The sequence below is a fragment of the Paenibacillus luteus genome (assembly GCF_006542765.1).
GTDB classification, from domain to species: domain Bacteria; phylum Bacillota; class Bacilli; order Paenibacillales; family Paenibacillaceae; genus Pristimantibacillus; species Pristimantibacillus luteus.
Map to the genome: position 1 here is coordinate 36,947 of NZ_SKCD01000018.1, position 12,734 is coordinate 49,680.

13 protein-coding genes are annotated in these 12,734 nt (G+C 50.5%); all 13 read right to left on the bottom strand.

Annotation, left to right across the window (positions count from 1 at the left end):
• Positions 1-937 precede the first annotated feature (937 nt).
• The 13 genes from tsaD to yyaC all read right to left on the bottom strand — a co-directional run bounded on the left by tsaD (position 938) and on the right by yyaC (position 12,717).
• Entirely contained in the window at positions 938-2,017 is a 1,080-nt protein-coding gene (gene tsaD, locus E0496_RS14735; RefSeq protein ID WP_241674812.1) for a tRNA (adenosine(37)-N6)-threonylcarbamoyltransferase complex transferase subunit TsaD, read from the bottom strand.
• 2 nt (positions 2,018-2,019) lie between these two features.
• Positions 2,020-2,508, bottom strand: coding sequence for a ribosomal protein S18-alanine N-acetyltransferase (gene rimI / locus E0496_RS14740; RefSeq protein ID WP_141502565.1), 489 nt, complete (start codon positions 2,506-2,508; stop codon positions 2,020-2,022).
• Complete coding sequence (tsaB, locus tag E0496_RS14745; RefSeq protein ID WP_141502566.1) at positions 2,505-3,323, bottom strand: tRNA (adenosine(37)-N6)-threonylcarbamoyltransferase complex dimerization subunit type 1 TsaB; 819 nt, start codon at positions 3,321-3,323, stop codon at positions 2,505-2,507. The genes rimI and tsaB overlap by 4 nt, the downstream gene beginning before the upstream one ends.
• A complete protein-coding gene (gene tsaE / locus E0496_RS14750) occupies positions 3,320-3,808 on the bottom strand; it encodes a tRNA (adenosine(37)-N6)-threonylcarbamoyltransferase complex ATPase subunit type 1 TsaE (protein WP_141502567.1) in 489 nt (162 codons plus the stop codon). Before tsaE ends, tsaB begins: the two co-directional genes overlap by 4 nt.
• A 13-nt stretch (positions 3,809-3,821) precedes the next feature.
• A complete protein-coding gene (gene thiL, locus E0496_RS14755; protein ID WP_141502568.1) occupies positions 3,822-4,901 on the bottom strand; it encodes a thiamine-phosphate kinase in 1,080 nt (359 codons plus the stop codon).
• An 18-nt stretch (positions 4,902-4,919) separates the two neighbouring features.
• Positions 4,920-5,789 (bottom strand): YitT family protein, encoded by an 870-nt coding sequence (locus tag E0496_RS14760; protein WP_141502569.1) that lies wholly within the window; start codon positions 5,787-5,789, stop codon positions 4,920-4,922.
• Positions 5,790-5,940: 151 nt separating this feature from the next.
• On the bottom strand, positions 5,941-6,294 hold the full coding sequence (locus tag E0496_RS14765; RefSeq protein ID WP_141502570.1) for a hypothetical protein: 354 nt from the start codon (positions 6,292-6,294) through the stop codon (positions 5,941-5,943).
• A gap of 92 nt (positions 6,295-6,386) precedes the next feature.
• On the bottom strand, positions 6,387-7,469 hold the full coding sequence (locus E0496_RS14770) for an HD-GYP domain-containing protein (protein ID WP_141502571.1): 1,083 nt from the start codon (positions 7,467-7,469) through the stop codon (positions 6,387-6,389).
• A gap of 148 nt (positions 7,470-7,617) precedes the next feature.
• Complete coding sequence (locus E0496_RS14775; protein WP_206669780.1) at positions 7,618-9,273, bottom strand: histidine kinase N-terminal 7TM domain-containing diguanylate cyclase; 1,656 nt, start codon at positions 9,271-9,273, stop codon at positions 7,618-7,620.
• A gap of 130 nt (positions 9,274-9,403) precedes the next feature.
• Entirely contained in the window at positions 9,404-10,606 is a 1,203-nt protein-coding gene (locus E0496_RS14780; protein WP_141502573.1) for a class I SAM-dependent methyltransferase, read from the bottom strand.
• Positions 10,607-10,636: 30 nt separating this feature from the next.
• Positions 10,637-11,293, bottom strand: coding sequence for a DUF6483 family protein (locus E0496_RS14785; RefSeq protein WP_141502574.1), 657 nt, complete (start codon positions 11,291-11,293; stop codon positions 10,637-10,639).
• A 23-nt stretch (positions 11,294-11,316) separates the two neighbouring features.
• Entirely contained in the window at positions 11,317-12,165 is an 849-nt protein-coding gene (locus E0496_RS14790; protein WP_141502575.1) for an alpha/beta fold hydrolase, read from the bottom strand.
• Between the two features lie 15 nt (positions 12,166-12,180).
• Entirely contained in the window at positions 12,181-12,717 is a 537-nt protein-coding gene (gene yyaC / locus E0496_RS14795) for a spore protease YyaC (protein WP_141502576.1), read from the bottom strand.
• Between the last annotated feature and the right edge of the window lie 17 nt (positions 12,718-12,734).

Genomic DNA, 12,734 nt, shown 5'->3' on the forward strand with positions numbered 1-12,734 from the left:
CTTATAAATTCTTATATTAAAAAAAGCTCGTCGTCTCCTTGTAAGAGACGACGAGCTTTCGCTGCCGTGGTACCACTCTAATTGACCGGAACCTAGGTGCAGATGCATTACCCGTAAGGCCTGTGTATTAGACAGTCACGGGGCTGCATGCTGCGGGTTCCGAGCCCGCTTAAATGCCTGATGACGGCGGCTAGCCGTTACGGTGTAGGCGGCTGCTCGCAAGCATTCCGTGTTCCACCGTTCCGCTCCCAGGCGAGATTCAAACCTCAGCTTCGACCGCGTCACACCATCCCGCAGCTCTCTTATGCAAATTCGGCAATCCCGTGCCTTGCATCCGGGATATTCTCGATTTCGCTTTGCCAGCCTACTGTTCTACTGCTCCTGTTCATCGCGTTTAACTCTATGTTGAATTTTTCTTATTTACCTTAAAGGTCAGCTACTCCACTTCCCAGACAACAAGAAAAGCCTGTCATCTCTATGAATCAAGAGACGACAGGCTATAAAAAACCCGCGCGGTACCACCCTTGTTGACACCCATACACTCACAAACGAGCAGGGAAGCCCAACTTAAGCATATGGCCAGCTCCGGATGCTGACTCACATGCACCTGATCACGGTGGTTAACCGTAACAATGTACCTGCATGGCACATGAACATTTCATCATGCCGCCATCGTTTCCATCGTTCCGCTCCCAGGTGAGCTTCAAGCATCCTTCGACTGCGTTGCACCATCCCGCAGCTCTCTGTGTTCCAGCATCGACGTTGAATGATGATCATTCCCCGTAAGCTGACAACGTTCCCGGACTCGCTTTACTGTTCCTGTTCTTTGCGTTTGTTTCGTATAGGGTTAAAGTTTGAAGTATTGCTGCTTATTATATGCTCTTGAAAATAGTCTGTCAATTCGGTTTTCGTATTTATTTGAAATTTTTTCTCGTCGTTAATCTACGCTGCTCTCGCTACCAGCAGCTACCGACCAACTCTCTAACGAAAAGCCGGGATCTGCTTTCATGTCAAGATCGGTAAATTCCGAACGCTTTAGCTTGAGGTGGGCAGCCGCACCAATCATCGCCGCATTATCGGTGCATAGTGCGTTTGGCGGAATAAGCAGGGGCAGCCTTTCTTTCTCGCAGCGAGCGGTCAAAGCGGCTCGCAAGCCGCGGTTAGCTGCAACTCCTCCGCAGAGAAGCAGCTGCTTCGCCCCATATGCCCGTACCGCGCGAAGCGCTTTGGTGACGAGCACCTCCGTCACCGATTCCTGGAATCCGCGTGCCAGAGCCGCCTCATCCAAGACTAGACCCTTCATTCTCGTTTGGTTAATAACGGCGAGTACAGCAGATTTTAATCCGCTGAAGCTGAAATCATAGCTGTCTGCCTCAAGCCAAGCGCGCGGCAGCACAATTGATTCCGCAGCTTCCACCGCAAGCTTGTCAATATGAGGCCCTCCCGGATAGGGAAGCCGCAGCGCCCGGGCTACCTTGTCATAAGCCTCTCCGACGGCATCGTCTCTCGTGCGGCCAACGACGCGGAAGTGCCCCTCGCTCTCCATCAGCACCAGCTCCGTATGGCCTCCGGATACAACAAGCGCCATGCTCGGGTATACGATGTCATGGACAAGCTCATTCGCATAAATATGTCCTGCAATATGATGAGTTCCAATTAATGGAATATTCAGTGCCATGGACAAACTTTTGGCAGCTACGATACCCACAAGCAGCGCGCCTACAAGGCCTGGCCCCTGCGTGACAGCGATGGCCGACATTTCCCTTAGCGTATAACCCGATTCCTTGACGGCTTGCTCGATAATAAGCGTAATGGATTCGACATGCTTGCGTGAAGCAATCTCCGGCACTACGCCGCCAAAGCGTTCATGGATCTCAATTTGACTGGACACTACGTTAGACAATATATGCTTGCCGCCGCGAATAACGGCTGCCGATGTTTCATCGCAGCTTGTTTCAATCGCCAAAATAAGTTCATTATTCCCTGCAGCATCGGCTGCCTTTTCTGACTGACTCACGTTCATTGCTCCCCTGCTTTCAAACGCTCATGGTCAAGCTCCGCCCACATAATGAGCGCATCTTCATTGTTATCCGAGTAGTAGCGCGGGCGTATACCGGCCGGTTCGAACCCATATTTGCGATACAGCTGCTGTGCGATTTCGTTGGAAGGACGTACTTCCAGCGTCATTTTGACTGCGCCAAAAAAAACCGCTGTCCGCTGCAGCTCAAAGAGCAAGCAGCTTCCGAGTCCATGTCCGCGATAATCCTCCCGTACGGCAATGTTCGTCACATGCGCCTCATCCATAATGACCCACATGCCGCCGTAGCCTATAATTTCGTCTTTATATTCCATAATCATATACCGAGCAAACAGATTGTTCATCAGCTCGTTCGTAAATGCCTCCGTGGTCCATGGGCTTGTGAACGCTTCCTGCTCGATCGCCACGATCGCAGGAATATCAGCCATCGTCATCGCACGGTATATCAGCTTCGTTACGTCTGCTTTCATACCTTGGCTTCACCCTCCTGCTTCGCCTTCCATACGACCTCCGCCTCAGTAAGCTGCGTGTAGTTCGGAATTAAAGTGTGCGGGTCTTCCGTCAGGCCGGCTTCAAGTCTTGCCAGGCCCAGCTTGGCAATCCATTTGCCTTCCTGTACAAAAGGAACAAGATGAATCATTACGCCTGCGTCCGCTCCAATCTGCTGCAACTGCTGTGCCCCTTGCTCATGAAGCGACAAATCCCCGACCAGTGACACGCTCAGCACGCTGCCTGCCGGCTGTGCAGCCAATCGCTGCCCTACCTGTTCCGCAAAATCCTTCATAAGCCGAACGCCGTCTTCTGACCAGCGGGTCCAACTCGCCTGAGCAGACATTGCAAAGCCAGCCGAGTATACTTGACCTCGCCTTGCATCCATAATCGGCAGCACCCAATGCTCTCCGCCTTGCTGCTTCGACTCCTCCGCTTGCTCGTCCAAAGCTTGATGCCAAGCTCCATAGGCTATCGCCTCAAGACTGGATACCGCGACAAGCGGTTTATCCCAGACCCATGCGAGTGTTTTGGCCACAGAGACAGCGATACGCATCCCCGTATAGGAGCCGGGACCATTGCCCACCGCAATGGCATCGATGCTTTTCTCGTCAAGCCCGCTGCTAGCGAGCATCTCCTTAATATGGCTCACAACATGGACGGAATGGTTTCTTTCGGCCATCGTTTGAATCTCAGCCCGTACCGTATCCCCGCTAATAATGGCAGCTGCCATGGCTGCGGTTGATGTATCCAGCGCCAAGATCGTATTCGTTAATACCTTCTGCTCACTTCTCATTTTCCTGCTCCTATCTCATTAACGGCTTCACACCAGCCTGCATACCTTTCGCCATAGCCGGTCAATTGAATACGCCGCGACTCATCGCCCAAATGCTCAATGTACAGCTCCAAACGCTGCTCAGGCAGCAGCTCCTTGATCAAGCTTGCCCATTCCACAACCGTTGCGCCTTCGCCAAAAAAATAATCATCCAGTCCCAGCTCGTCCGCTTCCTCCAGTGAAAGGCGGTATACATCCATATGATAAAAGGGAAGCTCTTTCCCTTCGTATTCCTTAATAATCGTAAAGGTTGGGCTGTTCACAATGCCCACTACCCCAATCGCAGCGGCAAAGGCTTGCGAAAATCTGGTTTTGCCCGCGCCAAGATCACCATCAAGCGCAAGAAGTGTGCCCGGTTGTACCCATTCAGCCAGCTTCCCGGCTAACGCTACCGTATCCTGTTCCGTTTGTGCCAGCCATATGGCTTGGCCTATCTTTTGTTCCATGCGATCCACCCGTTCATGACAAAAAATGATTGTACCCGCGCTTTTTAAGCTTGATGCGCTGTTCCTTCGCAGTGCCATGGCGCACGAGCTCTACATCCGGCTCGCCTGCCTCGGTTTCCCCAATAATAAAAAAAGGAATGCCTTCTTGATGAAAAGTCGCCTTTGTCGCTTCGGCATCCCTGGCATCGATCGTCCCAAGCAGGACATAATCCTCCCCGCCGTATAACATCCACTCCAGCGGATCTATGCCTACGCTGGACGCATAAGCCGCCATGCTGCCGCTCTTAGGCAGAAGCTTCTCCCTAAGCACAAGGCGCAGACCGGAGGCTTCCGCGATTTCCCAAGCCTCGCTCGCCAATCCATCGCTCACATCATTAAGAGAGCTGCAGCTTCCCTGCTCAAGGAGCAGCCTGCCAGCCCGTACAGACGGGCCCGGCCGCTGATGCGCCCGCACCAGCGGCGCAAGCGCCTGAAGAACCTCGCCTGCGCCAGCCTCTTCGCAGGCCAGTGCACCCCCGCGCGCCTCTTCGGCCAGCAGCGCGTGCAGCCCCGCCGCCGACATGCCTACGGCGCCGGTCACAAACACGGCATCGCCCGGCTTCGCCCCCGAGCGAAGCCGCTCCCGCCCCGCCTCCACGGTTCCCGTCAACGTGACGGCGACCACCAAATGCTGCGGCGACGACGTCGTATCGCCGCCAACAATGGCAACCCCGTAGCGCTCGGCGCACTCGTACAGCCCATCATACAGCCTCCGCATCCGCTCCGGCGTATAGGCAGGCGGCACGCTGACCGAGACGAGCGCATGCAAGGGCACGCCCCCCATCGCGGCGATATCGCTAATGTTGGCCGCAAGCGCCTTATAGCCGACATCCTCGTCCCGCATCGTCGCCGGCTTAAAGTGGACGGTCTCCACCATCGTGTCGACCGCCAGCAGCAGCCGCTTCGGCGCGGCTACGCCATCTGCCGCCGCCGACGGATCAACAACGGCCGTATCATCGCCGATGCCGATAACGACGCCGCGCTCCCGCTGCCACTGATCCGCTTGCCGTCCAGCTGTCCAGTGATGAATACTCGCAAACTCATCCAATGCCAATTCTCCCTCTTACCATCATTAGTGAATATCGCGTTTCTTAAACCGTCCGCCCTTCACATCGTGAATATTGCCTACAGCGAGGAAAGCCACCGGGTCCAGCTCATGAACGATCGACTTCATCTTGGCTTCCTCCAGCCGCGTTATGACACAAAAAATAACGCGCTTGCTCCCGCCGGTAAAGCCGCCTTCTCCATGCAAATAAGTCACGCCGCGCCCCAGCCTGCTCATGATTGCAGCACCGATTTCCTTTGCTTCCTCACTAATGATCCAGACGGCTTTCGATTCGTCGAAGCCCTCGATCGTAATATCAATGAGTCTGAAAGCAATGTAGTACGCAATAAGAGAATACATCGCGCGGTCCCAGCCGAACACGAAACCCGCGCTGCCTAAAATAAAGAGATTAAAGAACATGACCGTCTCGCCTACCGAGAATGGAAGACGTTTATTAAATAAAATAGCGACAATTTCTGTACCGTCAAGCGAGCCTCCGAATCGAATCACCATACCAACGCCAACACCCAAAATCACACCGCCGAAGATGGCAGCCAAAAAAGGCTCTACCGTCAGCGGAGGTACGGGATGAAGCAAAAAAGTGCCGATAGACATCACTGTGACACCGTACAATGTCGAAATGGCAAAGGTTTTGCCGATTTGCTTGTAACCCAAAAACAAGAAAGGTAGATTCAAAAGAAATAGAAAAAGACCGAGCGGCAAGGAAGACAAATGGGAAGCCATAATCGATATACCGACAATACCGCCATCGATAATGTGGTTAGGTACGAGAAAAATTTCCAGACCAACCGAAACCAGCGCCGCTCCGAGCGTAATAAACAATACTCTTCGCAGAACTTCGAGCTTCGATAGTCTGTGATGCTGTAATGTCCCCATATAAATGCACATCTCCTACTAGCTCTATTTCTCATTATTTTACCTTAAACGCATGCAGATATAAAGGTAGGCTACCATTATAGCAAAAAGAAACCTTCCAGCTTGCCCAGCAATCAATGCCGCTGCTTGGAAGGTTTCAGATGTTTTCTTTCTATCCGATGACCGCGAAAGCTTCTACGCCAGCCGGAATCGGTTTGGTCCGATAGACTCTGGCTAGGCTATCGTAGACCTGAATCGTATAGTCAACTGTCGTCAAGGTCGGCACTGAGCTAAAGAATACAACGCCAAACCGGTCGAAGGCTGCTGTCTGCACCAGCGTCGTGCCTCTGTAAATTGCTGCGAAAAATCCTGTCGTAATAAAGGGAACACCGTTATTATCCACCCATAGTACCGTCAGTCGATTGAATGTCGGACCGGTTTGCTTCTTAACGGCTTTTGTTTTTTTCAAAAGCGCTTTTTTTGTAACCATAGGCCCCAATAAGGGTGGTTTAACTCGAATAGCCATACTGTCCCTCCTTCCCGCATCTTCGTTACCATATGCGAGAGGGTAAGGGTTGGTATGGTCATGCTCCCAGCGAGAAAAACGAAATGTATCGCCTACAGCTCTTTGATAATCGTGATGTGCAGCTCATCCTTCAGCTCGATTTCGTAGGGCGAAGCGGGAGGCAGGCCACCCGACTCCATAATGATGCGCACGCGGGGACGGTGGACGGCAAGCTCATTATTTTCCGATACGACGCCAACCTGACCCGTACTCAGCAGAAGCGAGGTCGAAATCGGATAAATCGAGATATGCTTGCAAAAGAGCTTGATGAGGTCCAAATCAAAAAAGGTGCCTCCAGCTGCAAACAAAAACTCAATTGCTTCGCTGGCTGTATAACGCTTGCGATACGGCCGCGGCGAAGTTAAAGCATCGAACGTATCCGCTAAGCCAACGATTTGAGCATACATATGAATTTCATTTTCTTTAAGCCCGCGCGGGTAGCCCGACCCGTTAAATCGCTCATGATGCTGCAGCGCACAGTGAGCGGAAACGATAGAAATGTCATGGTATTTGCGCAGTATGTCAAAGCCATCCTTAGCATGGCTATGAAGAAGAATGCGTTCTTCTGCTGATAAACTCCCTTTGTTAGCCAGCAACTTTGGGGGCATCTTGGTCATCCCGATATCGAAGAGCAATGCGCCAATGCCAAGCTCCTCCAACTGGTTTCGGTTAAATCCTTTCGCAATGCCCATAATTCCTGCAAGCACTGCCACGTTAAACGAATGCTGAAACAAATAGGCGTCCATAGCGTGGATACTCGTGAGATTGACAAGCATATTCGGTCTGGATGACAAATCCTGCATGATTTGTCCGAATACAGCCCGAAAGTTACGCCCCATGTCAGGAGCGATTGTACGACCTTTTGAAACCGTTTGGTCCTTGAAGGAATTCATCGTTGTATAAATCGTATCGACTGCCTGCTTGCGCGTCTCATCTCGAATCGTATCCTCCGGTATCAAATCCGCCGTCAAACCGTCTTCGATGAATAGAAAATCAATGCCTAAGTTGAACAAGCGGTCGATATACCGATCATTCAGCTCAACGCCTTCTCCCAGAAGCACGTTTCCGTTTTCTTGAAAAATGGGCTTTGCCACTTTGTCACCAGGCTTGACCATTCCAATTTGCACTTTTCTCATTAGATTAGTTCCCGCCTTTGATAGTTATAGCGCTTGTAACCGGATAGCCTCTATTTTATCAGATGATTGTCCGACTGACTATGGAAAGAGCCTCAAGCGTAAACGGCTGGATATTAAAAAAAGGCCTGACCGCTTTCCGTTCAGGCACTCAGGCTAACTTGCGTTTGACCATTCGGTTCCGTCCATTGTACTTGGCCTCATATAATGCAGCGTCTGCTTGGGCTAGCAGCTCGCGTAAAAAAGCTTTTGGATCTGCAAGATCCGAAGGTTCAAAGTGCTCAATGGAAATAACACCCATGCTTATCGTAACCGAAATCGGCTGATCCCCGTTCCCCGTAATGACTTGATTATGTTCAACCGCTTCCATAAGCTGTTCTGCAATAAGATCCGCTTGCTCACGGTTCGTATGCGGCAAATATACCGTAAACTCTTCGCCGCCATACCTTGCCAATATATCTGTAAAGCGTAAAGTCTCCCTGACCGCAGCAACCGTACTGCAAAGCACTTCATCGCCTACTAAATGGCCGTATTGATCGTTAATCGACTTGAAATGGTCCAGGTCGAATAAAAAGATAGAGAAGGGAATGCCGTAACGAATATTGCTGACAACCTCCTCCTCCAGCTGATGCAGCAAATAACGGCGGTTAAAGCAGCCGGTCAATCCGTCGGTAATTGCCATATGCTCCAGCTTCTTATTCGCCTGAAACAGCTCGTCCTGCATGATAAGCAGGTCGCGGTTTCGATCCTGCAGTTGTTCATTTTGCGTATTGGTTTCCTGGACGAGCAATCTCAGTTCCGTGACGTCTTGGAAGGTGAGCACTCTGCCTACCAGCGTTTTCTTATTATTCAATATAGGTGCGGATTGAACGATCACATGCCTGTACTTGTCAAAATGAACGGCAATCTCAATCTCGCCCCGATCCAAAGGCTGCTTGCGCTGCGCTTCAAAAAAAGTCGAAAACTCTCTTACAGCATCCTTCTTGAATGGCGGGCCTAGGAGAGCGGGATTGAATTGGTCTCCGATACGAAGGCGAATGATTGATTTGATCACTTTATTAACCTCAATAATCGTATCATTCTCATCAAGCACAATAACGCCCATGGACATCGTATTCATTACATCCCGTTGCACCGTTTGAATAATATCCAACACCTTATTGCGCTTGATCGCGTGCACTAGGTATGAAGCGGCTAATGCCATTCCTATTGAAATCAAAGGAATGTAGCGCTCAAACTTTTCGATAATCAGCACATTGACAAGCAGGTCCGAAACCGCAAATAGAACAAGCACAAACATGCCATTGATCGCCGTCTTGATTAGCGTGCGCTGCCGCTCCGAGTTCTCTCCCCGGATCTTATGGAACATGATAATAAAGGATACCGTCACATAAAGGATTAACTGAATGATCATGATCCAATACAAGGGACCATGCTGCAGCTGCTTGAGGGGCGAGAGCTTCTCATTGATTTGCAGAAACATGCCGCCCGGATTGAAAATAACAACAGCAACTGAAATAAGGGCTGGAAGCGCAATTACGAACAACCGGCTCTTTCGGATCACGTACGACTGACCGGTAAGGAAAATAATAAATACAAACCAGCCGATCCCAAGCAGAGAAAGGCCCGTATAAGAAATCGATAGATAGAATATTCGATATAAGGTTGAAGTGGTTGTCTGTGAGACAAATTGAAAGAGTGTCCATACCATAAAAACGGTATGCAAAAATAAATAGATACGGTGCAATACCGTAACTGTGCCTGAGGCAAACACGTAGAAAAACAAGCCGAACAGCACTAGAAACATACTAAAGTCTAGCCAGATCATCCATCCCAATACGGTTCACCCATTCGTTTGATAGCCATCTTCTTCCATTGTATCAAATGTTAATTGTATCGACAATTACTTAAATTCATAATTAATAGCTTTCTGTTTTTCAGTCTTGCTTCGTGCTCGCTTCATGGCGACCAGGCCACCTGTCAGCAAGCATATGTTCTAGCGAAGGAGAGATGCTTAAGAACTGGCGGAACTGTTCATATTGCTCCCATTTTTTTGTTGAAACGCCATGCTGCTCGGTGCGAACGGCACGAATTAGCAAATTTTTCGGGGTATGCTCCGGATCTACGAATTCCAGCATTTGTACTTTATACCCGAGCACTTCAAGCAGTGTGCCACGGGCGGCATCGGTTGCCAGCGCCGCAAATCGCTCTTTCAGCAGTCCCTGCGACAGGATCGGCGACAGCGCATCATTGCTCACCTGTTTGAACAGCTCATGCTGACAGCAAGGCACAGACATGATAACGGATGCTCCCCAGTTCACGGCTTTGGCAAGCGCGGCATCCGTAGCTGTATCACAGGCATGCAGCGTAACGACCATATCCGCAGACTGCAGCTCTTCATATTCAGCAATATCGCCAACGAGAAATTTCAACTTGTCATAGCCGAGCTTCTCTGCCAGCTCTGAGCAAAAAGCGATCACATCCGCTTTCAAGTCCAATCCGATGATATTAATCTCTCGCTGCTGCTCCACGGCCAGAAGGTGATAAAGCGCGAAGGTCAAATAAGATTTGCCACAGCCAAAATCAACGATGGTCAGCTCGCGGTCCTTGGGCAAATAGGCAAGCACGTCCGTCACCATTTCTAGGAAACGATTAATCTGTCTGTATTTATCTTGTTTTTTGGCATGAACTAATCCCTCAGCTGTCATGATGCCAAGCTCAACAAGGAACGGAGCAGCCTTCCCTTCTGCCAGAACGCGCTGCTTCTGCCTGTTATGCTGCAGGCTTGTGGGACGAGCACCACCGGTAGGCGGTTTCTTCAGAATCGCTGCTTTTCCTTTCTTGCTAAAGAGCAGCTGCACATCAGCCTCAGTCGTTTTCACCAGCGCTTGGCGATAGCTTTCCTCAAGCTGGCTAATCATCATTGCAGCTGCTTGATCTGCCATTATATTTTCATGTGTAACCTTCGTAGGATAATGATATTCAAACTGGTAATGCAGACCATTCTTCAGCTCTATTGGACGAATAACCGTCTTGGGCGAGGCTGTTCCGTCCTTGCGCCTCGGCTGGCTGAACGTAGCCTGCAGCAGCTCTCCGCTATCGATCCAATTCATGATGTCTTGCTGCCATTGTTCCGTCATGCCCGACCACTCACTTCCAAATAAAAGTATTTAAAGCTGCGCTTGCTCCTTAAGCAGGGATTCTAGCCCCTCCTCAATTTCCTCGCGCGGCAACCCGCCTGCCTCAAGCCGTTCATTAGCTTGCAGCAGCATCCGTCTATAGATGGCTTCTGCTTCGTGAACGGTTAACGCGTCATCTCCGAGCAGCTCATGCATTATATTTTCCGCCAAATCGTAGTGCCCTTCCGCTTCCTGCCACTCCAGCAGCAGACGCTTCGTAGGCAAAGGCAGCTCATAAGGGAGGAGCTTCTCAAGCAGCTCAGCGATTTGCTCCCTAGGCTCCACAATGGTCGGCTCCGCATCAGCTAGCGACAAGCGAATGAAGAGATGCAGTGCCTTTACGTAGGCAACAAAGCTATCGTCCTCGCGGCCTAGCTCGCCATTCAGCTCAGCCTCTTGCCGCATTAAAACGGCAATGGCTTGCAGATGATCGCTTTCTAATATCCCATTGGTTGTCATGACTTTCATTAGATCCTCATCGGATAAAGAGCGGATCAGCTTGCTGCTGAGTCGAAACCGCTTGTCGAGAAGCTCGTCGATAAACAGAAGTGCATCCTCGTGTTTCTTCTCCCGCCGCAGATTTAAGATTTGGCCAACGGCCTCCGTCATCTGTTCAATCATTCTCATAAAATAATCCCGCTGGAACATCGGACTCCTCCTCTCCCGGCAATCTAAGGTTTAGTCTTAATGAATTCCAGTATGGCCGACACCAGTTCCTTCGGCTCTTCTGCCATGCTCATATGACCTGCGCTCTTCAGCTCAACTTTAACAGTTGCCGCATTGGCAGCGGCGAAAACATTTTCCACGGGAATCACTTTATCATTAGCTCCGGCTACCAGTAGAACAGGAAGGTCCGATTGCTCAATAACATGTTTGCGATCAACGCGTGTTTTCATTCCTTTTGCGGTACCGATTGCCCCTTGCAGCGCTGTGCCATAACCGATTTGCTTGCCTCGTTCAACCTCTTCGGCTAAAGTTTCGACATGGTTGGGAGCAAACAGCTTTGGAAGCAGACCATCCACAAATGGCTTAATCCCGTTTTCCTCCAAAGCAGCAACTGCTTTGTCGCGATTCTCTTTCGCTGCATCGCTGTCCGCAAGCGGAGTCGAATGAATCAGACCGAAGGCGGAAAGCTTCTTCGCATATTTCTCCGCGAAAGCAAGGGTAATATATCCGCCCAATGAGTGGCCAAGCATGACCGCATTATGGATTTGCAGACCGATTAACAATTCAGCAACGTCATCCGCATACTTTTCCATCGTATAGATTTCATCTTCAGGCGCTGAGCTTCTTCCATGCCCGCGGCCGTCCGGCGCAATCACTCGAACGTAGGGCTCCAAATCATCTACGATCTTCTCCCAGTAAGCTGAACTCCCGCAATAGCCATGAAGAAGAACCACTGTCTCTGTGAGACCATCCGCTGCTCCTCCGTCATCCGGATGGGAGTCATAATAAGCGAGCTGTACTCCGTTATTTAAAAACAGTTTGCGCTGCGCAATCGAATAAACTTCTGTGGACATGTAACGCACGCTCCTTTATATTACTGGAATTTGGGAATCTTGCTTTTGCTCTGCCGCTGTAATTCCTGTCGTTCTATTCCAAGCAGAGTCAATGGCGATAACAGCTTCTTTTGCCATTCTCAGCACCTGATATAACGATGTTGTTTGCAGCATCCAATAAGCCTTGGGACCATTCATATTTACAACGCCTGCCACACTATAATGCCCAACGGCTGGCAATCGACGGCCAATAGCTTTACCCGGCTGAAGCGGTCCGTCGGCAACGATGAACCGCCCCACAGAGACTGGCCTGCCAAGACAAGCGTCAATCGCGATAACAATCGAGGCTGCATCCAGCGCTTGCAGCTCCCGCTCAACCCCATGTGCATCGCAGGGGTTGTCCAAAGTACCGATAACATTCGGCCAGCCGCTCTCCTTTAACATCGTGCCCGTCAGCGGCCCGAAGGAGTCGCCAGTAGAACGGTCACTTCCGATACAAACAAATACAATACGGCTGACATCGCTGTGCCGGGCGGAAATAGTCTCAAAAAATTGCTCAATCTCACTTCTCATCGGTTGTTCCGTTTTCT